The organism is Mesorhizobium sp. WSM3224, assembly GCF_000427725.1.
Classification (GTDB): Bacteria; Pseudomonadota; Alphaproteobacteria; order Rhizobiales; family Rhizobiaceae; genus Mesorhizobium.
Genome location: NZ_ATYO01000004.1, coordinates 203,104 through 223,729 on the forward strand (window position 1 = coordinate 203,104; position 20,626 = coordinate 223,729).

The 20,626-nt window shown below is 63.9% G+C and carries 18 protein-coding genes and 1 pseudogene; 10 read left to right on the forward strand and 9 right to left on the reverse strand.

The window, feature by feature from the left end:
* The first annotated feature begins 159 nt into the window (after positions 1-159).
* Together YU3_RS0109795 and YU3_RS0109800 are read left to right on the forward strand one after the other, a co-directional pair.
* A complete protein-coding gene (locus YU3_RS0109795) occupies positions 160-2,328 on the forward strand; it encodes a glycogen debranching N-terminal domain-containing protein (RefSeq protein ID WP_027166069.1) in 2,169 nt (722 codons plus the stop codon).
* A 148-nt stretch (positions 2,329-2,476) separates the two neighbouring features.
* The gene (locus YU3_RS0109800; protein WP_027166070.1) at positions 2,477-3,046 is read left to right on the forward strand and encodes a NifU family protein; all 570 of its coding nucleotides are present in this window, start codon (positions 2,477-2,479) and stop codon (positions 3,044-3,046) included.
* 144 nt (positions 3,047-3,190) lie between these two features.
* Here YU3_RS0109800 and YU3_RS0109805 read toward each other — a convergent pair whose 3' ends face one another.
* Positions 3,191-3,808 (reverse strand): L,D-transpeptidase, encoded by a 618-nt coding sequence (locus YU3_RS0109805; protein WP_027166071.1) that lies wholly within the window; start codon positions 3,806-3,808, stop codon positions 3,191-3,193.
* 227 nt (positions 3,809-4,035) lie between these two features.
* On the opposite strand from YU3_RS0109805, the gene cueR reads away from it, so the two are divergent.
* A complete protein-coding gene (gene cueR / locus YU3_RS0109810; RefSeq protein ID WP_027166072.1) occupies positions 4,036-4,449 on the forward strand; it encodes a Cu(I)-responsive transcriptional regulator in 414 nt (137 codons plus the stop codon).
* A gap of 14 nt (positions 4,450-4,463) precedes the next feature.
* Here the strand turns inward: cueR and YU3_RS0109815 are convergent, their stop codons facing one another.
* The 3 genes from YU3_RS0109815 to YU3_RS0109825 form a co-directional block, all read right to left on the reverse strand.
* Entirely contained in the window at positions 4,464-4,658 is a 195-nt protein-coding gene (locus tag YU3_RS0109815; RefSeq protein ID WP_156913433.1) for a hypothetical protein, read from the reverse strand.
* A 222-nt stretch (positions 4,659-4,880) separates the two neighbouring features.
* On the reverse strand, positions 4,881-5,108 hold the full coding sequence (locus YU3_RS39185; RefSeq protein ID WP_084508022.1) for a hypothetical protein: 228 nt from the start codon (positions 5,106-5,108) through the stop codon (positions 4,881-4,883).
* A 347-nt stretch (positions 5,109-5,455) separates the two neighbouring features.
* Entirely contained in the window at positions 5,456-5,926 is a 471-nt protein-coding gene (locus tag YU3_RS0109825) for a nucleoside deaminase (protein WP_027166074.1), read from the reverse strand.
* Between the two features lie 1,103 nt (positions 5,927-7,029).
* Here YU3_RS0109825 and YU3_RS0109835 point away from each other — a divergent pair.
* From YU3_RS0109835 to YU3_RS0109845, 3 genes are all read left to right on the forward strand, one after another.
* Entirely contained in the window at positions 7,030-7,530 is a 501-nt protein-coding gene (locus YU3_RS0109835) for an MmcB family DNA repair protein (RefSeq protein ID WP_051333912.1), read from the forward strand.
* 161 nt (positions 7,531-7,691) lie between these two features.
* Entirely contained in the window at positions 7,692-8,438 is a 747-nt protein-coding gene (locus tag YU3_RS0109840) for an SDR family oxidoreductase (protein ID WP_027166076.1), read from the forward strand.
* A gap of 42 nt (positions 8,439-8,480) precedes the next feature.
* Positions 8,481-9,533 carry an RNA polymerase subunit sigma-70 gene (locus YU3_RS0109845; protein ID WP_027166077.1) on the forward strand — a complete coding sequence of 351 codons (1,053 nt, stop codon included), beginning with the start codon at positions 8,481-8,483 and terminating at the stop codon, positions 9,531-9,533.
* Here YU3_RS0109845 and nhaA read toward each other — a convergent pair.
* The 5 genes from nhaA to YU3_RS0109870 all read right to left on the reverse strand — a co-directional run bounded on the left by nhaA (position 9,530) and on the right by YU3_RS0109870 (position 16,622).
* A complete protein-coding gene (nhaA, locus tag YU3_RS0109850; RefSeq protein WP_027166078.1) occupies positions 9,530-10,720 on the reverse strand; it encodes a Na+/H+ antiporter NhaA in 1,191 nt (396 codons plus the stop codon). The two genes, YU3_RS0109845 and nhaA, sit on opposite strands and share 4 nt — an antisense overlap.
* Positions 10,721-10,880: 160 nt before the next feature.
* Positions 10,881-11,444, reverse strand: coding sequence for an ActR/PrrA/RegA family redox response regulator transcription factor (locus YU3_RS0109855; protein ID WP_027166079.1), 564 nt, complete (start codon positions 11,442-11,444; stop codon positions 10,881-10,883).
* A 399-nt stretch (positions 11,445-11,843) separates the two neighbouring features.
* Complete coding sequence (locus tag YU3_RS0109860; RefSeq protein WP_027166080.1) at positions 11,844-13,169, reverse strand: ActS/PrrB/RegB family redox-sensitive histidine kinase; 1,326 nt, start codon at positions 13,167-13,169, stop codon at positions 11,844-11,846.
* A gap of 43 nt (positions 13,170-13,212) precedes the next feature.
* The gene (gene hrpB, locus YU3_RS0109865; protein ID WP_027166081.1) at positions 13,213-15,675 is read right to left on the reverse strand and encodes an ATP-dependent helicase HrpB; all 2,463 of its coding nucleotides are present in this window, start codon (positions 15,673-15,675) and stop codon (positions 13,213-13,215) included.
* Between the two features lie 56 nt (positions 15,676-15,731).
* A complete protein-coding gene (locus YU3_RS0109870) occupies positions 15,732-16,622 on the reverse strand; it encodes a DMT family transporter (RefSeq protein WP_027166082.1) in 891 nt (296 codons plus the stop codon).
* 24 nt (positions 16,623-16,646) lie between these two features.
* Between YU3_RS0109870 and YU3_RS39190 the strand changes: the two are divergent.
* The 4 genes and pseudogenes from YU3_RS39190 to YU3_RS0109890 form a co-directional block, all read left to right on the forward strand.
* A pseudogene (locus tag YU3_RS39190) lies at positions 16,647-16,772 on the forward strand (PIG-L family deacetylase); the annotation flags it as partial.
* Between the two features lie 274 nt (positions 16,773-17,046).
* Complete coding sequence (locus YU3_RS0109880) at positions 17,047-18,378, forward strand: ABC transporter substrate-binding protein (protein WP_027166083.1); 1,332 nt, start codon at positions 17,047-17,049, stop codon at positions 18,376-18,378.
* Positions 18,379-18,595: 217 nt separating this feature from the next.
* Positions 18,596-19,543: a sugar ABC transporter permease gene (locus YU3_RS0109885; protein ID WP_027166084.1), complete on the forward strand. Its 948-nt coding sequence runs from the start codon at positions 18,596-18,598 to the stop codon at positions 19,541-19,543.
* Positions 19,540-20,490 (forward strand): carbohydrate ABC transporter permease, encoded by a 951-nt coding sequence (locus tag YU3_RS0109890; protein ID WP_027166085.1) that lies wholly within the window; start codon positions 19,540-19,542, stop codon positions 20,488-20,490. The genes YU3_RS0109885 and YU3_RS0109890 overlap by 4 nt, the downstream gene beginning before the upstream one ends.
* Positions 20,491-20,626 lie beyond the last annotated feature (136 nt).

The window sequence follows — 20,626 nt, forward strand, 5'->3', positions numbered from 1 at the left end:
CTGATGGTCGAATCAAACCGGGAGACGAACCGGAACGGCACGTCGAGGCCGCAACGCAGAGCCGCCGAACCCGCCGCGACGCCACCTCTCCGGCAGCGTGCACGAACCCAGCAGGAAGCCCGGCAGCCGCCCCCTGCAAAGCCAGGGCGCAGGCACCGTGTGCTCGCCAAGCGCCATCCGGCCATGGTCGAAAGCATCGCGGGCGCGGTAACCGTCAAAAGCCTCGATCTCTACTATGTCGTCGCCTCCGGCGGACAGATTCCTTTGAAAGGCGAGCATGGCTTCGGACTTTATTTCCACGACTGCCGCTTCCTCGGCGGCTATCGGATGGCGCTGGCCGGGCTGGCGCCGATCGTGCTGGCCTCGACCGCGCAAAAGGGCTACGCGGCGCTTTTTGAACTGACCAATCCCGAACTGCATTTCGATGGCGAAGAATCGATCCCCAAGGATGAGCTCGGCATCCGCTGGGAACGCATCCTGGACGCAGGGCAGACATGCGTGCGCGAGGTCCTGACCATCCAGAATTTCGGTCACACGGCGCATGGCTTTCCGCTGACCTTGCAATTCCGTGCCGGTTTCGAGGACATCTTCGACGTGCGTGGCCTGGTACGGCAGGACCTCGGCAGGGCCGAGCGACCCACATGGCGAGACGGCAGGCTGCATTTTGTCTATCACGGCGCCGACCGGATGCGCAGGACAGCGACGATCGCCTTCTCGCCTCCACCCGATGCCACGCACGAGACCACGGCAGAGTTCAGGATCGATGTGCCGGCAGGAGAAGCGCGGACCATCGCGGTGACCATCGAGCTGAGGGAAGTTTCCGAGGAGGCCGAAGCCAACCATTTGAACCAGCGGCCGGCAATCATCCTCGACAACCTTGCGGAGAATCTCCGGGCAGGCTCGCAAGAATGGCTGGAGCTGCACACGAAGTTCGACAGCGACAGCCTGCTGCTCAACGGCATCATGGAGCGCTCGCTGCGTGATCTCGCGATGCTCAGATCCGATTGGGCCAACAGAGAGTATTTTGCCGCCGGCGTGCCGTGGTTCGTCGCCCTTTTCGGGCGCGACAGCCTGATCGTCGCGCTGGAAATGCTGGCCTTCCAGCCGGAGATCGCCGCCCAGACGCTGCGCCTTCTCGCCAGCTATCAGGGAACCCGGACGGACCGATGGCGGGAGGAGCAGCCCGGCAAGATCCCGCACGAGCTGCGCGTCGGCGAGCTCGCCCGCGCGGGCGATGTCCCGCATGCCAGGTTCTACGGCACGGTGGACGCGACCCCGCTCTTCCTGCTGCTTCTGGGCCGCCATGCGGCGTGGACGGGCGATCTCGGGCTCTTTCGTGAGCTGCGGGAGCCTGTGGAAAGAGCCTTGCGCTGGATCGCCAGGGCCGGGGACAAGCACGGCGAGGGCTATCTCAAATATCGGAGCACAGCGGAGAGCGGCCTCATCAATCAGGGCTGGAAGGACTCGGCCGATGCGATCGTCAGGGCCGACGGCAGCCTCGCCAGGCCGCCGATCGCCCTCGTCGAGGTGCAAGGCTATGTCTTTGCCGCCAAGCATGCCATCGCCGAGCTCTACAAGCGCGCGGGGGACCGCAATCGCGCCAAGCAGCTTCGCCAAGAGGCCGAGGGGCTTCGGGCACGCTTCAACCGCGATTTCTGGTGCGAGGACCATGGCGCCTTTGCCCTCGCGCTCGAAGCGCGGGGCCGGCAGGTCGCGGTCGTTTCCTCGAACCCCGGACATGCGCTTTGGTGCGGTATCGCGGACCGGGACAAGGGCCGCCGGTCGGTGGCGCGGCTGATGCATGACGATATGTTCAATGGCTGGGGCGTGCGCACGCTCGCCACCTCGGAGCGGCGCTACAATCCCGTCGGCTACCACCTCGGGACCGTCTGGCCGCACGACAATGCTCTCGTGGCCGCCGGCTGCCGGGAATATGGCGAGGACGACGCGGCGTTGCGCATTTTCACTGGGATCGCCGAGGCTGCCATTCACTTTCGCCATCACAGGCTCCCCGAAGCGATGGCGGGCTTTCCGCGCGCGGATTTCCAGACGCCGGTGCATTATCCGGTGGCCTGTCACCCGCAGGCCTGGGCGGCCGGGGCAGCGCCGTTCCTGCTGACGGCCTGCCTTGGCCTGGAACCCGACGGTTTCGCGAATAAGCTGCGGATCGTGCGGCCGCGAATGCCCGGTTTTGTGAACCGTATCGAGCTTCGCGGGCTGCGTGTCGGCAAGGGCAGCGCCGACCTCGAATTCAGGCGAACGGACGATGGCGCCGAGGTCGATATCCTGCAGACGAGTGGACAACTGACCGTCGAAGTTGGAGGATGAGGACTGCCGCGGTTCGGATATCCCGCCACGGCAAATACATTCCGCCAGCCAGCCATTTTGGGCGACGCGTTTCGCTTGAATGTCCAGCCGATAGAGCCTATTTAGAATTATTCCAAACTATCGGCCCGGAAAGGGCCTGGAGATACCCATGTTCATCCAGACCGAATCGACGCCGAACCCGGCGACGCTGAAATTCCTTCCGGGCAAGGAAGTGCTGCGCGAGGGCACAGCCGATTTCCGCAACGCCGAAGCCGCGGCGACGGCGTCGCCGCTGGCCGGCCGGCTGTTCGAGATCCCGGGCGTGACCGGGGTCTTCTTCGGCTATGACTTCATCACCGTCACCAAGGACGGCCCCGACTGGCAGCACCTGAAGCCGGCTATACTCGGCGCCATCATGGAACATTTCATGTCCGGCGCGCCGGTCATGGCGTCCACTGACCCGGCCGTCGAGACCAGCCAGACCGGCGAATTCTACGACAAGGCCGACGAAGAGCTGGTGCTGACCATCAAGGAGCTGCTCGACACGCGCGTGCGCCCGGCGGTTGCCCAGGACGGCGGCGACATCACCTTCCGCGGCTTCGAGAACGGCACCGTGTTCCTGCACATGAAGGGCGCCTGCGCCGGCTGCCCATCGTCGACGGCGACGCTGAAGCACGGCATCCAGAACCTGCTTCGCCACTTTGTTCCGGAAGTCCAGCAGGTCGAGCAGGTCGCCTGAGAGTTCTACTCCGCCCGGCGCAATAGCCGGCCGAGCCGCCAAAAACAAAAAACCGGGCCCCAACAGCCCGGTTTTCTGTTCTTGGACGTCTTGTTGTTGCCTAGACGGTCCGCTTGCGAAAGTTTTTGGCTTCGGCCTTCGTGATCAAATCACGATGACCTTGGCGCCGACCGACGTGCGGTCGTAGAGATCGATAATGTCCTGGTTCATCAGCCGGATGCAGCCCGACGACATCGCCTTGCCGATCGAGAACCATTCCGGGCTGCCATGCAGGCGGTAGCCCATGTCGCCGCCCTTGTTGAAGAGATACATGGCGCGCGCGCCGAGCGGGTTCTTCAGGCCCGGCTCCATGCCGCTGGCGAATTTGGCAAGCTCGGGCTGGCGCTTGATCATCTGCGAAGGCGGCGTCCAGGTCGGCCATTCGCGCTTCAGCGCGATATGGGCGGTGCCATGCCACTCGAAACCCTCGCGGCCGACGCCGATGCCGTAACGCATCGCCATGCCGTCGCCCTCGATGAAGTAGAGGAACTTGTTCTGGGTATCGACGATGATGGTGCCCGGCTTCTCCGGAGAGTCATACCGCACTTCCTGCCGATGATACCTGGCGGGGACCTTCTCGATCGGGATGCGCGGCAGCTGATAGCCGGCATCGGTCATCGCGCCATAGTTGTTGGTGAACAACTGCCCGCCGATGGTGCTGCAGCCGCTGATCGCGGTCGACAGCGCAAGAGCGGCGACGATTGCAAATGACTTCAAGCGCATGAATAGGTCCGACGCCCCGCCTCGATGCCAGCGGCACGAGTCGGCCGCTTTGTTGCCATCATTCATGCTGGCATTTCTTTTGCTTGCCAAGCGCGCACTGCCTATATGCAAGACCTTACGTGCCGGTAAGTGCCGGACTGCGGCATTTCCGCAACAGGCTTCACAAGGATTGTGAAACAAAATCAATGAGGCAGCTGAAGAGCCGCCTGGAACTCGAGGAGAGCGCCATGAATGTCGGAGATGCCGCCGAGCGTTCCGGCCTGCCGGCCAAGACCATCCGCTATTATGAGGAAATCGGCCTGATCCGCCCGGCGCGGGCCGAGAACGGCTATCGCGACTATTCCGGCGACGACATCCATCGGCTGGCCTTCCTGCGCCGCGCGCGCAACCTCGGCTTCTCAATCGACGATTGCAGGCAGCTGATGGCGCTCTATCAGGATCGCGGCCGCGCCAGCCACGACGTGCGCGAGATCGCCGCCGCCCATGTCAGGGCGATCGAGGAGAAGGTGCGCGAATTGCAGTCGATGCGCTCGACGCTGCAGACGCTGATCCAGGCCTGCCACGGCGACCACCGGCCGGACTGCCCGATCCTGGATGACATGGCGGGAGCGGTGGAAGTCAATCGAGCGCAAACGGCATAGAGAGCGCCTACCAGCTAGGCGGCCTGGCCGATCACATCTTTGCCGGTTTGGCGGTTGGTTGTCCGCTTGAGAAACAATTTGGCGTGCTCCGCCCAATCGGCTGCTGTGACGTCATGCTCACGAACCGACTTCCTGAACACCTCACGCAGACCGTCGAGGTCGAAGGCCGAAAGCCTCTCGCCGTTCACTACCGCCCCGTCCATCGCCATATCAACCCCCAAGCAACGGCAACCCATATATATCGTTATATAATCCGCCCCGCTGAAAACAGCCCCTGGCCTGACTTCTTTTGGGTGCAATTGCCACCTTGCCTGACGCGCCATCCAATCATGGCTGCGGAACTAACCCGCCAAGGATGCGCCGTTTATTCGATGGAACGGGACAGGACTGGCGACGGGTCTGTCAACCGGGGGTAAATCGCTACGGCTCGCTTAGATGCCTAGCTTCGTAAAGTCTTCACGACGACCGAGCACTGCGGCCAACAGCTCGTCATGATCAGTGACGCCGCGCTGAAAGAAGGCCAATACTGTCAGCGCCAGAACCTGACCATCTACCGATTTTCGGTCCAAATTGGCATCGGCGCATATTCGATCGAACACGCGCTGGCAGATGGCCAAATCTTCCGGCCCCAGGAATTGGCTTTGCGGAACCCGTAGCATCACAACGCCTCAAGGGCAGGCACAACGAACTCCCAAGCATCGATGCCCATGGCACCGCCGGGGAACATTCGCGATTCATATTCCGCCGGCCGGTAGGTTCAATTGGAAATCACTGTACGATTTTTACCAAGCGGCACAGGTGCATTGCCCACCTTGTTGGGCGCCCTAATTCTAGCCGGCGACGCTCCCAATGTCCGCCGCGACAGTGGCCGACGCAGGCAATGCTCATCCGGCAGCCGCGTCGGCCATTTCCTTTATCAGGCTGGGGTGGCACCTAAGCCGGCGTCTTGATGCCGCGCCTTGGACCGACCTGCAATAGCGAGGGAAGCACGCGGTTCCGGAACGCCTCAGCGCTTCCAGAAATCGCGGTGCGGGGCGAGCATCTCGTCCGCGATTTCGGGGAAGGGCCCAAAGACCTCGATCTTTTTCTGGCCGGAGGCGAATACGGTGCGCGAAGCGAGGTCCATGGTCGGATTTTCCGCGTGATCCCCGGTGAGCGCCAGAAGCTCGGTCTCCTCGAAGCCATAGACCAGCCGCCCGATATTCGCCCAATACATCGTGCCGGCGCACATCGCGCAGGGCTCACCGGTCGAGACCAGCGTACATTGCCACAGGAACTCCGGCTCATAGGCCGCCGCCGCGCGCCGGGCCAGCTCGGTCTCGGCATGGCGCACCGTGTCGAGATTGCCCTGCCGCATCAGAACGCGATCGTCCGGCCCGACCAGCACGCAACCGAACGGATGATGCCCATGCGCCGCCGCCTCGCGCGCGACGGCGTCGGCGGACCGGAGATGGGCGAGCATCTGATCGCGGGTCATGGCAAAATCCATTATGCCGACATTACCAGATGAGCGGCTCCTTGAGCCGAGATTGCTGCCAAGGGACATGATTAGCAAGAACTAATCTTCGCTTGAACACCCCTGGTTTCAGGCTCATCCCGGTTCGATTAATTTGCGTTTTGGTCTGTCAAACATACAATCACGCAACTTAAGGGCTGCGCCCGCTTCACCATTCGTTCACGATATTAGCGCAGCCTAACGTAAGGTCATGCTGGTACAGCGTACATGCCTTAAGAGCCCTGGCGCCGATCCCCCTCAGCGCTGGGGCTTTTCTTGCGCCTTACAGCCGCGTGATCTTGTCCAGCTTCATGCGAATCCGCTGGCCTTCCGCGTACATCAGGGCGAAGGCTTCAAGCTCGAATAAGACGGAGAATGCTTTTCGCCGTCGACCACATGGACGAACAATTCGCCAGCGGCTTCGACCCATTCAACACGGCTCGTGCAGACCTCTATTCGTCGTCCATCGCGCAGGTCCGGAACTAAGATAGCCCGGTCTGCTCAATCAAGGGGGGTTCACAGGATTTCGCAGGCCGGGCCATGCACCGACAACATTGAGACGCGCCGGGCACAAAAATATGATCCGCACAACGCGGGCCTTCAATACAAAATCGCGGTACGGAATCATACAGACGTTAGCCGGCGCCTGTCCTGATTAAATTCCTATTTCACTTTGGGTTTGTCAACCGGACAATCGCCTTCCCCGACGGCTAGGTAGCTTTCGGGAGTTGAGCACGGTATGTTTCGCTTTCAGTAGATTCTTTGAGGCGACCAGTGCCACTTCCTATGTTTCTTTTTGCTTTTACGCCAGTATTGATATTTATATATTTCAGTCTTTTAGATATCAGAAAAAATAGATGGCAAAAGGAGGAAAGAAGATCCCTTCTATACGTCTATTTTTCGTTTCATATTGCCGTAGTTATAGGGATTATTGTATCCTTTTTTGAGCTATATATTAAAGAGTGATATCCGAAGGGCCGTGCCGGCCTGTAGGGCATAAAATCCTATTTCACTTTGGGTTTGTTAACCATATAATCGCCCTAACCGGGTTCAAACCGTGAACAAAATCTGGCATGGTGCCGGCCATGCCCATCGTTTCCCCGATTCCCTTCAATCCGCTGATCGACGGCCGCCAGTCCGAGCGCGCCATGCTGGTGCGGCGCGGCGTGCAGCGGCTGCTTACCGAAATGGGCGCGCATGTGCTGCCGGAGCTTTCGCTGGCCACCGGCCGCCGCGCCGATCTCGTCGCGCTGACGCGGCAGGGCGATATCTGGATCATCGAGATCAAATCCTCGATCGAGGATTTTCGCGTCGACCGCAAATGGCCGGACTACCGGCTGCACTCGGACCGTTTCTTCTTCGCCACCCATCCCGGCGTTCCACAGGAAATCTTTCCCGAGGAATGCGGCTTCATCCTTTCCGACGGCTATGGCGCGGAGATCCTGCGCGATGCGCCGGAGCACCGCATGGCGGCCGCGACGCGCAAGGCTCTGATGCTGCGGATTGCCCGCGCGGGTGCCGCCCGGCTGTTGGCGGCCGAGCTCGCCGGCGTTGCGGTGCCGGCGCTGGATGGCGAGAGCGGGTAGATACTGGTCGTGGCGTGTTGCCGCTGACGTCCGAGGCTCAAGCCACCCCCTGCCGAAGGCCGGCGAGAATTTTCGTTCCGCACCGATGATTTCCGCCGATCACGATTGTCTTCATCAACAGGCGCGTCCGGATGGCCGGCGGCCTGGAAAAGAGGTGAAGCGTGAAATCTCTACAAAATCAGAGCGTCATCGTCGTCGGAGGCAGCCGGGGTGTCGGCCGCTCGATCGTGGAAGCAGCGCTTGGCGAAGGAGCGACCGTGCTTGCCGTCGCGCGCGGTGCCGCCGACCTGAAGCAACTCGCCTGGGAACGCCCGGGCCTGAAAACCCTGAGCATGGACGCGACGGCGGAGACTGCGCCGCAAGCGGTATTCGATGCGCTTGCGCCGGACGTGCTGGTGGTCTGCGCCGGCGCGCTCGCCCCTTCCGCGCCGATACAGGAGCAGAGTTGGGAAGTCTTCTCGGCGAATTGGGAAATGGACGTCAAGGCGTCGTTCCTGTTCTGTCGGGAAGCCCTCAAAGGCCGGCTCAAACCGGGCAGCCGGGTGCTGCTGATCGCCAGCGGCGCCGCCATCAGCGGAGGACCGCCGAATTCCGGCGGCTATGCCGGCGCCAAGCGCATGCAGATATTCCTGGCCGGGCATTGCCAGAAAGAGGCGGACCGGCTGGGCCTCGGCCTGCGCTTCATGGCGCTTTCGCCGGCCCGCATCATGCCGGGCACCGGGGTCGGCGATCATGGCATCGATGGCGTCGCGGCCTATATGGGCATACGCCCGGCCGACTTCCTGGCCAGCATGAGCGACATGCAGACGCCGGCCGATGTCGGACGGGCGGTGATCCAGCTCGCGACGGGCAAGCCGCAGGGCAGTTCCTTCACCGTGAGCGGCAGCGGTCTTGCGGCAGCGGCATGAGGCGCGCAGGATGCCGGCCGAATTCAGCGCCCCGGGCTCCTCATGACTGACGCTTCCGGCCCTATCGAACCTTTGGGCCGGCCAGGCCAGCCGGGCCTCGACCGGCTGGCCTTCGAGCGCCTGAGCCTCACCCACCGCCGCGAGCTCAAGCTCCATTGCTACCGGATGATGGGCTCGCTCAACGAGGCGGACGATCTCGTCCAGGAGACGTTCCTGAGGGCCTGGCGCGCGCGGTCGCAATTCGACGGTCGCGGCTCGGCGCGCGGCTGGCTCTACTCGATCGCCACCAACAGCTGCCTCAATGCGATCAAGGCACGGTCGTCGTCGCGGCGCATTCTCGAGCAACCCGAGCGGCCACCCTCCGAAGGAAGAGCGACCGGCGGACCGGCCGCCGAACTCGCCTGGCTGGAGCCATATCCGGACGCGGAACTGCCTGACATTGCCGACGACAGGCCCGGCCCGGAAGCGCGTTACGAGACCCGCGAGGCCGTCCGGCTCGCCTTCGTGGCGGCGATCCAGCTGTTGCCGCCGAGGCAGCGCGCTGCCCTCTTGCTTTGCGATGTGCTCGGATGGTCTGCAATCGAGACCGCGCAATTGCTGGGCGGCTCGACCGCCTCGATCAACAGCGCCTTGCAGCGGGCCCGCGCGACGCTCGGCGGACATTACGCCCAGGGGCGCGCGCCGCAGCGACCCCAGCCCAGCCCGGACGAAGGGCAGCTGCTCGAACGCTATATGCGGGCCTGGCAGGGCGACAATCTGGACGGGCTCGTCGACCTGCTGCGCGAGGACGCCGTCTACCACATGCCGCCATGGCGGGAATGGTACCGCGGACGCCCGGCAATCGGCGCATTCCTGGGAAGCGTCTGGGGCAATTTTGCCGGCTATCGCGCGGTGGCTGTCGGGGCCAACGCCCAGCCGGCCGTGGGCGTCTACGCGCTCGGCCGCCGGGATTTCGCGTGGCGGCCCCATTCGGTGCATGTCATTGAACCCGCCGACGGCAAGATCGCCTCGCTGACGATCTATGTCCCGCCGCTCGGCCCAGCTTTGTTTGCGGCCTTCGGCCTGCCGCCGGAGCCTCGCGCCTTTGGGGACTAACCCAGGTCTTCCTCCACCCCGCCAGCCGCCGGCGCCATGAGCAGCACGGCGGCGCCGAGCAGCGCCGCGACCAGCGAGCCCGCAAGGATGCCGACCTTCACCGCGTCCTGGAGGGCCGGGTTGCCGGCGAAGGCGAGCAGGCCGATGAACAGGCTCATGGTGAAGCCGATGCCGCACAGCAGCGAAATGCCCAGCATATGCAGCCAGCCGGCATTGGCCGGCAGGTCGGCAAGGCCGAACCGGATCGCGAGCGCCGAGGAGCCGAAGACACCGACCAGCTTGCCCAGCACAAGGCCGGCGGCGACACCCAGCGTCAGCGGCTCGACCAGTGCTGCAAAGCTCACGCCGCCGAGCGAGACGCCGGCATTGGCGAAGCCGAAGACCGGGATGACGAGGAAAGGCACAAGCTTGTGCAGGCCGTGTTCCAGCCGGTGCAGCGGCGAATGCTCTGTTTCGTGGCTGATGCCGGGGGAGCGTTCGAGCGGGATGGTGAGCGCCAGCGCCACGCCGGCCAGCGTGGCGTGCACGCCCGACTTCAGCACCAGCACCCACAGCAGCGCGCCGAGCAGCAGATAAGGCCAGAGCTTCATCACCCGCATGCGGTTGAGCACGACGAGCAGAGCGATGACGGCGAAGGCGGCCGCCAGATAGGCGAGCGACAGGCCGCTGGTGTAGAACAGCGCGATGATGATGACGGCGCCGAGATCGTCGATGATGGCCAAGGCGGTGAGGAAGACCTTCAGCGAGGCCGGCACGCGGCTGCCGAGCAGCGACAGGACGCCGAGCGCAAAGGCGATGTCGGTGGCGGTGGGGATAGCCAAGCCGGAGAGTGCGGCCGTATTGTCGCGATTGATCAAGACATAGACCAGCGCCGGCACCACCATGCCGCCGGCGGCGGCGATGCCGGGCAGCACCCGGCGCGGCCAGGTCGAGAGCTGCCCGTCCAGCATCTCGCGCTTGATCTCCAAGCCGACCAGCAGGAAGAACACCGCCATCAACCCGTCATTGATCCAATGCGAGATGCTGAGCGGCCCGAGAGAGGCGTGCAGGACGGCGAAATAGGTGGCCGCCAAAGGCGAGTTGGCGACGATGAGCGCAAGCGCCGCAGCCACCATCAGGATGATGCCGCCGGCGGCCTCGCCGTCGAGGAATTCGCGCAGGATCGATTTTGGCTTCTCGTCTCGCATGGATCCTCCGCGCTCTCAGAGACTGTTTCGAAATTCGCTCTGGTGAGTCATATGGTGGTGGTTTCGAGAACCGGAGCGGAGCGGACGTTCAGGTCCGTGAGCACCGGAAGCGCAGAAAACGCCAGCAGATGGCCGCCAGAGCGAATTTCGAAACAGTCTCTCAGCGCGGCGCGCGTTTGGCCAGTATGCGCTGCAGGGTGCGGCGATGCATGTTGAGGCGGCGCGCTGTCTCGGAAACGTTGCGGTCGCACATTTCGTAGACGCGCTGGATGTGCTCCCAGCGCACGCGGTCGGCCGACATCGGGTTTTCCGGCGGTGCCGCACGTTCGCCGGAGGTGCGGGTGAGCGCGGCGAAGACGTCGTCGGCGTCGGCCGGCTTGGAGAGATAGTCGATGGCACCGAGCTTCACCGCCGTCACTGCGGTGGCGATGTTGCCATAGCCGGTCAGGATGATGGCGCGGGCGTCGTTGCGCTTCTCGCGGATGGCCGCAACGACATCGAGGCCGTTGCCGTCGCCGAGCCGCATGTCGACCACCGCATAGGCCGGCGGATGGGCGCGCGCCTTGGCGACCGCCTCTTCCACACTCTCCGCCGTCTCGACCACGAAGCCCCGGGTCTCCATGGCCCGGGCAAGCCGGGTGAGGAACGGCTTGTCGTCCTCGACGATGAGCAGCGAGGTGTCCTCGCCCTCGACCATTGCACCCGTCGTGTCGTCTCCGCTCATCTTATCGGCATCCTGCTGACTTACTTCGCATAACGGATTCTAGCGAATGCACCTTAAGTCTTTGTTTTAATGCATTTCGTTGTCCCAGGACCGCTGCGCACTTCCGGGCGACATGCATTAGTTTCCGGGCGTGCCGCTTTCCCACACGCCACTGCATAGTTTTGGGCGACATGCCTTACTTTTACGCAGATACAGTCCTGCAACGGCAATGTCCAATTTTTACAGCCGGCAACAGAGCTGCCATGCGGCAAATGCAGGGCTTCCGTTAGCGTATCGCAATTCCGGACAGAGGCTACGGCGAAGTCGCCGAGCCTAACCGCTGCGCACTTTTCCTGGAATTGCGTTTAGCGTATCGCAATTCCGGACGGAAAACCGCTGCGCACTTTTCCTGGAATTGCTTTAGGCATTGTCGAACATGGAGGCCGAAACCAGTTCCTGGTTGAGGAACACGCCGCGCGGCCAGGCGACCTGCACCACCGCGCCTTCGCCGAGCCCGCTCGAATTGCGGAAATCGATGGTGGCGCCCGACCGTTCCAGCAGGGTCTTGGCGATGAACAGCCCCAGCCCCAGGCCGCCGCCGGCCTCCGTGCCCTGGCGGGTCGACATATAAGGTTCGCCGATGCGGTCGATGATCTCGGCCGGAAAACCCGGCCCGTCATCGGTGATCGAGAAGACGACCTGGTCATTGTCCCAGCTCCAGCTGACGGTGACCGACTTGCGGGCGAAATCGACGGCATTCTCGACCAGGTTGCCGAGCCCGTAGATGACGCCGGGGTTGCGCCGGCCGACAGGCTCGGGGCCGATGCATTCGCCGGGACGCAACCGGATCGAGATGCCGAAATCACGATGCGGCGCTGTCACCTCCTCGACCAGCGAGGTGAGCGGCATGCGCGACAAATGCGCTTCGCCTTCCGACGAAAGGCTGGTCAGCCGCTTCAGGATCTCACGGCAGCGTTCGCTCTGCGAGCGCAAGAGCTTCACGTCCTCGCCGTATTTCGGGTCCTTGCCGAGCGCCTTTTCCATCTCCTTGGCGACGACGGTGATGGTGGCCAGGGGCGTGCCGAGTTCATGCGCGGCGGCGGCGGCCAGCCCGTCCAGCGCCGACAAATGCTGCTCGCGTTGCAGCACCAGTTCGGTGGCGGCAAGCGCGTTGGCGAGCAGGCGCGCTTCCGCCGCGACGCGGAAGGCATAGATGGCGGTGAAGGCGATCGAGGCGAATACCGCCATCCACATGCCGGCGACATAGATAAACGGCATCAGCAGCGGCGAGCCTTCGTACCAGGGCAGCGGCAGGTGGAAGAACACCAGAAGCGTGGCGGCCACCACGACCAGCGCGCCGAGGATGGCGGTGAGCCGCAGCGGCAGCGATGCCGCCGAAATGACCACCGGCACGGCGAGCAGCACGCAAAACGGGTTGGTCAGGCCGCCGGTCATATAGAGCAGGCCGGTGAGCTGGACACCGTCGAAAGTCAGGATGGCGAAGGCCGAGAGCGGGGTGAGCCGATGCGCCGCCGGGTAGCGGAAGGTGAGCCACAGATTCATCCAGGCCGAGCAGGCGATCAGCGCAAAGCACATCGACACCGGCAGCGGGAATTTCAGGCCATAGGCGACGACAAGCACGGTCAAGCTCTGGCCGACGATGGCCAGCCAGCGCAGGCGGATCAGCGTGTTGAGCCGCAACCGCTGGCTTTGCTGGGTGTCGGGCGCGCGCAGGATGTTGATCATCGCCAAGGATTACAGCCGACGGCCGGGAAACGATAGAGCATCGTCACGTCCCGCGCGGCTTAGCGCGGCTGGTGGCGGCGGCCAGAAGCGGATTTTCCGGCCAGACATGCCTGGGGTAGCGGCCGCGCATGTCGGTGCGCACATCCGCCCAGGAGCCGCGCCAGAAGCCGGGGAGATCGCGCGTCGTCTGGATCGGCCGGTGCGCCGGCGACAGCAATTCGAGCGTCAGCGGCACGGTGCCATTGGCGATCGAGGGATGGTGGTCGAGGCCAAACAGCTCCTGCACGCGGATCGAAAGCACCGGCCACTCGCCGTCATAGCGGATCGGCGCACGACTGCCGGACGGCGCGTCGAAATGCGTCGGCGCCAGCACGTCGACCTTGCGCTGCAGATCGTGCGGGACCAGCGCCATGAGCGCCGACGACAGCGTCGCCTGCCTGATGGCCGCGAAGGAGGCATCGCCGGCGAGAAACGGCAAGAGCCAATCGTCGAGGCGATCCAGAAGCGCGGCATCGGAAACGTCCGGCCAGGGCGCGCCAAGGCCGCGATGCAGCCAGCCGAGCCGTTGGCGCAGCGCTTCCGCCTCCTTGCCCCAATCGAGCAGCGACAGGCCGTGCTCGCGCAAGGCCTCCGTGATGGCGCGGTCGGCATCGGCGCCCGACGGCGCCGGCAGCATGCGTTCGGACAGCGTGATACCACCTAGCCGCGCGGTCTCGCGCATGCGCGCGGTGCGGCGCTCGCGATCGAAGGTGACCTCGCGCTTCGTCTCGATGCGGTCGGCGAGGGCGGCGCGGATGTCGGTCTCGTCGGCGGGAGCGGCTGCGGTGATGCGGGCGTTCTGCGCCTTGCCCTGCAGGTCGGCCACGACCAGCCAGGTCTCGCCACCCAGCGGATCGGCGGCGTCGACCATGGCGCCCGAACCATTGGCCAGCACGAAGCGGCCACGCTCGCCACGCGCCCTTGCCACGCGATCCGGCCAGGCGTGGATAAGGAGGGCGCCGGCAGAGGCCGCCTCGCCGCCCTGCCCGCCACCGGCCTGTCTGGCCAAACGCTCGGCGAGTTGCCTGGCGGCGTTGGAGCGGGGGGATTTCTCGCCGCGAAACCGGATCAGACGCCGCTCCAGATCGGCGCTGTCGCCGCCCAACCCACGCTCGGTCAAAAGCACTGCGAGCGTAGCCGCTTCCCGCGCATGGCCGGTCCTTGCCGCCTCGGCCACCATATGCGCCAGCCGCACCGGCAGCGCCAGCTTGCGCATGGCGGCGCCCGCTTCCGTCAGCCGCCCCGCGTCGTCGATGGCGTGCAGCGCCTTGAGCAGAGCCCTCGCCTCGCTGAGCGCCGGTGCCGGCGGCGGATCGAGGAACGAAAGGCTCGACGGATCGGCGACGCCGAAAGCGGCGCAGTCGAGCAGCAGGCCGGACAGATCGGCCTCGAGGATTTCCGGCGGCGTGAAGGCGGGGAGCGCCGCCGTCTGCTCGGCACGCCACAGGCGCACGGCCACGCCGGGCTGCGTGCGACCAGCGCGGCCGGCACGCTGGTCGGCCGAAGCCCTGCTGACACGCACCGTCTCAAGCCTGGTCAAGCCGCTCGCCGGCTCGTAGCGCGGCAGCCGCGACAGGCCGGAATCGATGACGACGCGCACGCCGTCGATGGTGATCGACGTCTCGGCGATCGAGGTCGCCAGCACCACTTTGCGGCGACCGGCCGGCGCCGGCTTGATCGCCGCGTCCTGTGCCCGGTTGTCGAGCTGGCCGTAGAGCGGCACGATGTCGGTATCGGCGGCGACATTGCCTTGAAGCCGTTCGGCGGTGCGCTCGATCTCGCGCTGCCCGGGCAGGAAGGCGAGCACACTGCCCTGCTCGCTGGCCAAAGCCGCGCGCACGGCCCTGGCCATGGCGTCCTCGATCGCCGCGCCGGCCGGCCGTTCGTCGTAGCGGATCTCGACCGGGAAGGCGCGGCCCTGGCTTTCGATCACCGGCGCCTGCGCCAGGAGCCTCGCGACGCGCGCGCCGTCGAGCGTTGCCGACATGACCAGCAGACGCAGGTCCGGCCTCAGCGCGCCCTGCACGTCGAGTGCCAGCGCCAGGCCGAAATCGCCGTCGAGCGATCGCTCGTGGAACTCGTCGAAGATCACCGCCGAGACGCCGGGCAATTCCGGGTCGTCGAGGATCATGCGGGAGAGCACGCCTTCGGTGACGACCAGGATTTTTGTCCGCGCCGACGTGCGGTTTTCCATGCGCATGGCATAGCCGACCGTGCCGCCTGGCTCTTCGCCGAGCAATTCGGCCATGCGGCGGGCGGCGGCACGGGNGGCGAGCCGGCGCGGTTCGAGAAGAACGATCCTGCCGGCACCCAGCCAGGGCGCATCGAGCAGCGCCAGCGGCACCAGCGTCGTCTTGCCGGCGCCGGGCGGCGCCACCAGCACGGCGCTGCTGCGCCCGGCAAGTGCCGCGCCAAGCGCCGGCAGCACGGCGGTGACCGGAAGGTCCGGCAAGCGTTTCGTCGTCATGGCGCCCGCATATCAGCGGTCGCGGTTGCCACGCAACTTGCCAGACCGGCGCGCGGTCAAAGCCTGGTGCGTGAAAACGGGTTCCAGCGCACGGTGCCGAGCCTGACTTCTTCGCGCACCATCGTCAGAAGGCCGGAAGCGCCGACCACAGCCAGACCGACCAATGACAGCCAGTCGGGATATTCCTGGAAGAACAGCGCGCCGAGGATAACCGCCCAGACGATCTGCGAGTAATGCGTCGGCGCGATACGGTTTGCGGGCGCGTATTTGACCGCAAGCAATTGCAGCAGCTGTCCGCCGGCGGTGAACATGCCGGCCAGCATCAGCCAGACCAATTGCCCGAGATTGGGGAGCGCGAACGACGTCGCGGCCGCGCCGACGCCGTTGAAGACCAAGCCATAGCCGACCAGCGCGCCGAGAATCGTCGTGCGCTTTTCCTGCTGGGCGAGCGAGCGCATCAGGGTGACGCTGGTGGCGGCGAGGAAGGCGTTGGCGAAGGCGGCTAGATGGCCGAGATGCAATTCGCGGAAGCCCGGCCTCACCACCAGCATGACGCCGGCAAAACCGGCGACCACGGCCAGCCACCGCCAGGGGCCGACCCTCTCCTTCAGGATGACTGTCGACAGGATGGTGACCAGCAAAGGCGCCAGGAAGATCAGTGCGTAGACTTCCGCCAGCGGAATGGTGGTGAAGGCAAAGACGCTGAGCACGCCGGACGCGATACCCGCCAAGGCGCGCGCCTGCACCGCCCATGGCCTTTTGGTGCGCCAGACGTCGCGCCAGCGTTCGCCGTTGGGCTTGGTGAAGAACAGAAAGCAGCCGGCAAACAAGGTCGAGAAAAAGCCGATCTCGAAGACGGTGAACTGCCCGCCCAAGCTCTTGATGACCCCGTCGCTGAACGAATAGCTTGCATAGGCGATCAGGGCGAGCAGGATTCCGTTCGGCACGATACCATTTCCGGGAGAGAAGACGTGAAGATACTGACGCTGGGCGCGCATCCCGACGATATCGAGATATTCATGTTCGGTACGCTGGCCGCCTATGCCGCGCAAGGCGCAGGGCTGACTTTTGCGATAGCCACGGATGGTGCCAAGGGCGACCCGGCGGCAAGCCCGAGCCCCGCCAGCGGGGCCGGCTGACAGCAGCGGGACGTGGCGTCCTGCGATCATTCCCCAACGATTTCAATCACCCGTTTCGCCATGCTGCGGCGCAGCAACGAATTCGCTTGCCTTGTTTAGTAAAAATTGCATCACTAAACAAATTACTAAACATCTGCGGCGCACCGCGTCGCCATGTTTGGGCCTCTGAGGAGAGAGGTTGAGGGCTCTTGAAACCGTCATCCGGACGCGTTTCGCAAATGGGAGGTAAGGCATGAAATCGACCTTGAAACTGGCGTTGGGACTGGCCTCGGCGATCTTTGCGTCGACAGCCGTCTCGAACGTCGCGCATGCGGAAGACCTGACGCTGTGCTGGGCGGCCTGGGATCCGGCCAACGCGCTCGTGGAATTGTCCAAGGACTTCACCAAGGAAACCGGCATCGGCATGAAGTTCGAATTCGTGCCGTGGACCAATTATGCCGACCGCTTCCTCAACGAGCTCAACTCGCACGGCAAGCTGTGCGACCTGATCATCGGCGACAGCCAGTGGATCGGCGGCGCGGCCGAGAACGGCCACTACGTCAAGCTGAACGACTTCTTCGACAAGGAGAAGATCAGCATGGACGACTTCGTGCCGGCAACCGTGGTCGGCTATTCCGAATGGCCGAAGAACACGCCGAACTACTGGGCGCTGCCGGCCATGGGCGACGTCGTCGGCTGGACCTATCGCAAGGACTGGTTCTCCAAGCCCGAGCTGCAGAAGGAATTCAAGGAAAAGTATGGCTGGGATCTCGCCCCGCCGACCACCTTCGACCAGCTGAAGCAGATTGCCGAATTCTTCCAGAAGCGGCAGATCGACGGCAAGACCGTCTACGGCGCCTCGATCTATACCGAGCGCGGCTCGGAAGGCATCACCATGGGCGCCATGGACGTGCTCTACAGCTACGGCTTCCAGTACGAGAATCCGAAGAAGCCCTATGAGATGGATGGCTTCGTCAACTCCGAGAAATCGGTGAAGGGACTGGAGTTCTACAAGGCGCTCTATGACTGCTGCACGCCGCCCGGCGCTTCCAACAGCTACATGGGCGAAGGCGTCGACGCCTTCAAATCCGGGCAGGTGGCGATGCATATGAACTTCGCCTTCACCTGGCCCGGCCTGCAGAAGGACGAGAATGTCGGCGGCGACAAGATCGGCTACTTCGTCAACCCGAAGGGTCCCGACGGCGAGCAGTTCGCGCAGCTCGGCGGCCAGGGCATTTCGGTGGTTTCCTATTCCGACAAGCAGGAATCGGCGCTGAAATACATCAAGTGGTTCGCCAACAAGGACGTGCAAGCCAAGTGGTGGTCGCTCGGCGGCTATTCATGCCTGAACTCTGTCGTCAAGGACCCGAAGTTCCCGTCCAGCCAGCCCTACGCGCAGGCCTTCCTCGACTCGATGGCCATCGTGAAGGATTTCTGGGCTGAACCCAGCTACGCGCCGCTGCTGCAGGCCTCGCAGAAGCGCTTCCACGATTACGTCGTCGCCGGCCAGGGCTCGCCCAAGGACGCGCTCGACGGCCTCGTCAAGGACTGGACGCAGGTCTTCCAGGATGACGGCAAGATGTAAGGCTCCTCCCGAGCTCGACCGCAGAGCGGATGATTTCGGGTCGAATGACCTGAAATCATCCGGCTCCGGACCAAAGTGAGAGTGAGCATGATGTCGTCCGAAAACCGCTTCACACTTTTTCGGCATCATGCTCTGGTCCCGTGCCGCCCTTGGCACGGGACGCAGTTCAGATAAATTCCATCATCGAGACTGACCAGTGACCGAAGCAGGACTTACCATGCTCAATCGGACTGCGGACAACGTTGCCCGGGCGACCCCGGAGCCGTTGGCCAAGAAGATCCGGGGCATCAGCGACAAGGGCCTCGCCTGGTTGTTCATTTCGCCGACGATCCTTCTGCTTTTAGCCATCAACATCTTCCCGCTGTTCTGGGCGATCTACCTCTCCTTCACCAACTTCCGCGCCAACCGTCCCAACGAGGTGGTAAAGAACCTGGGGCTGTCGAATTACCAGCGCATCCTCGGCGACCAGGACATCTGGATCGCCATGCAGACCACGGCGCATTTCGTGTTCTGGACGATCCTGTTGCAGACCGTCATCGGCTTCACGCTGGCCTGGCTGATCGACAGGAAATTCCGCGGCCACGCCTTCTGGACGACGATCATCCTGGTGCCGATGATGCTGTCGCCGGCAGTGGTCGGCAATTTCTGGCGCTTCCTCTACGAGCCGCAGATCGGCCTGTTCTCCTATGTCATCTCCTTCGTCACCGGCATCCCGCCGACAAACGTGCAGATGCTGTCCAATGTCGAGCTGGCGCCGTGGTCGATCATCATCGTCGACACCTGGATGTGGACGCCTTACGTGATGCTGATCTGCCTCGCCGGCCTGCGCTCGATCCCCGAATACATCTATGAAGCGGCCGAGGTCGACCGCGCCTCCAACTGGCGGCAATTCTGGTCGATCACCCTGCCGATGGCGCTGCCCTTCATCATGCTCGCGGTGCTGTTCCGCGGCATCGAGAACTTCAAGATGTTCGACATGGTCAATCTGTTGACCGGCGGCGGGCCGGGCTCGACCACCGAGGTCGCCTCGATCACGCTGAAACGGCAGGCCTTCGAGAGCTGGCGCACCGGCTATTCCTCGGCCTTCGCCATCATCCTGTTCGTCGCGGTGTTCGGTCTCGCCAACATCTATGTCAAGGCGCTCAACAAGGTGAAGCAGAGATGAGCCTGACCACCGCCCATTCCGTCGTCGCGCCGTCGTCGAACGCGAAGCTGATCGCCGGCACGATCATCATAGCCTATGCGCTGATCTCGATCGTGCCGCTGTTGTGGATCTTTGCCACCAGCTTCAAGACACCGCCGGATTCGATCGCCTACCCGCCCAAGATCATCTTCCAGCCCAGCATCGAGGGCTATTGCAACCTGTTCACCACCCGGACCCGGCAGACGCCGGAATACATCAACTCGCTCGGACCGGCGACCGGCTTCTGCGACGAGACGGTGCGCAAGCGCAACATGGTGATCGCCGGACCGTCGAACTTCCTGCCGCGCTTCGTCAATTCGCTGATCATCGCCTTCGGCTCGACCTTCTGCGCGGTGTTCCTCGGCACGCTTTCGGCCTACGGTTTCTCGCGCTTCAAGGTGCCGTTGGCCGACGACCTTTTGTTCTTCATCCTGTCGACGCGCTTCATGCCGCCGATCGCGGTGGCGATCCCGATCTACCTGATGTATCGCGAGCTCGGCCTTTCCGACACCGCGCTCGGCATGATCCTGCTCTACACCGCGGTCAATGTCTCGCTCGCGGTGTGGCTGCTCAAGGGCTTCATCGACGAGATCCCGCGCGAATATGAAGAAGCCGCGATGATCGATGGCTACACGCGGCTGCAGGCCTTCTGGCGCACCGTGCTGCCGCAGGCGACCACCGGCATTGCCGCGACCGCCATCTTCTGCCTGATCTTTGCCTGGAACGAATATGCGTTCGCCGCGCTGCTCACCTCCGGCACGGCGCAGACCGCGCCGCCCTTCATCCCGACCATCATCGGCGAAGGCGGCCAGGACTGGCCGGCCGTAGCGGCCGGCACGACCATCTTCCTGGTGCCGATCCTCGTCTTCACCATCCTGCTCCGCAAGCAGCTACTGCGCGGCATCACCTTCGGCGCGGTGCGCAAATGATGAATAGTCAGCAAATATGGAACCGGCGCTGCGGAAGCGCCCCTTCTCCCCGTTCACGGGGAGAAGATGCCGGCAGGCAGATGAGGGGCAGCGCCGACGTCAACGTTGAATTGAGGCGCTGGCGCCGCCCCTCATC

What these genes read in the sequence shown, in the direction of transcription:
- YU3_RS0109800 (WP_027166070.1), top strand. Translation starts at nt 2,477, where the DNA reads ATGTTCATCCAGACCGAATCGACGCCGAACCCGGCGACGCTGAAATTC.
- YU3_RS0109805 (WP_027166071.1), bottom strand. Translation starts at nt 3,808, where the DNA reads ATGCGCTTGAAGTCATTTGCAATCGTCGCCGCTCTTGCGCTGTCGACC.
- cueR (WP_027166072.1), top strand. Translation starts at nt 4,036, where the DNA reads ATGAATGTCGGAGATGCCGCCGAGCGTTCCGGCCTGCCGGCCAAGACC.
- YU3_RS0109815 (WP_156913433.1), bottom strand. Translation starts at nt 4,658, where the DNA reads ATGGCGATGGACGGGGCGGTAGTGAACGGCGAGAGGCTTTCGGCCTTC.
- YU3_RS39185 (WP_084508022.1), bottom strand. Translation starts at nt 5,108, where the DNA reads ATGCTACGGGTTCCGCAAAGCCAATTCCTGGGGCCGGAAGATTTGGCC.
- YU3_RS0109825 (WP_027166074.1), bottom strand. Translation starts at nt 5,926, where the DNA reads ATGACCCGCGATCAGATGCTCGCCCATCTCCGGTCCGCCGACGCCGTC.
- YU3_RS0109835 (WP_051333912.1), top strand. Translation starts at nt 7,030, where the DNA reads ATGCCCATCGTTTCCCCGATTCCCTTCAATCCGCTGATCGACGGCCGC.
- YU3_RS0109845 (WP_027166077.1), top strand. Translation starts at nt 8,481, where the DNA reads ATGACTGACGCTTCCGGCCCTATCGAACCTTTGGGCCGGCCAGGCCAG.
- nhaA (WP_027166078.1), bottom strand. Translation starts at nt 10,720, where the DNA reads ATGCGAGACGAGAAGCCAAAATCGATCCTGCGCGAATTCCTCGACGGC.
- YU3_RS0109855 (WP_027166079.1), bottom strand. Translation starts at nt 11,444, where the DNA reads ATGAGCGGAGACGACACGACGGGTGCAATGGTCGAGGGCGAGGACACC.
- YU3_RS0109860 (WP_027166080.1), bottom strand. Translation starts at nt 13,169, where the DNA reads ATGATCAACATCCTGCGCGCGCCCGACACCCAGCAAAGCCAGCGGTTG.
- YU3_RS0109880 (WP_027166083.1), top strand. Translation starts at nt 17,047, where the DNA reads ATGAAATCGACCTTGAAACTGGCGTTGGGACTGGCCTCGGCGATCTTT.
- YU3_RS0109885 (WP_027166084.1), top strand. Translation starts at nt 18,596, where the DNA reads ATGCTCAATCGGACTGCGGACAACGTTGCCCGGGCGACCCCGGAGCCG.
- YU3_RS0109890 (WP_027166085.1), top strand. Translation starts at nt 19,540, where the DNA reads ATGAGCCTGACCACCGCCCATTCCGTCGTCGCGCCGTCGTCGAACGCG.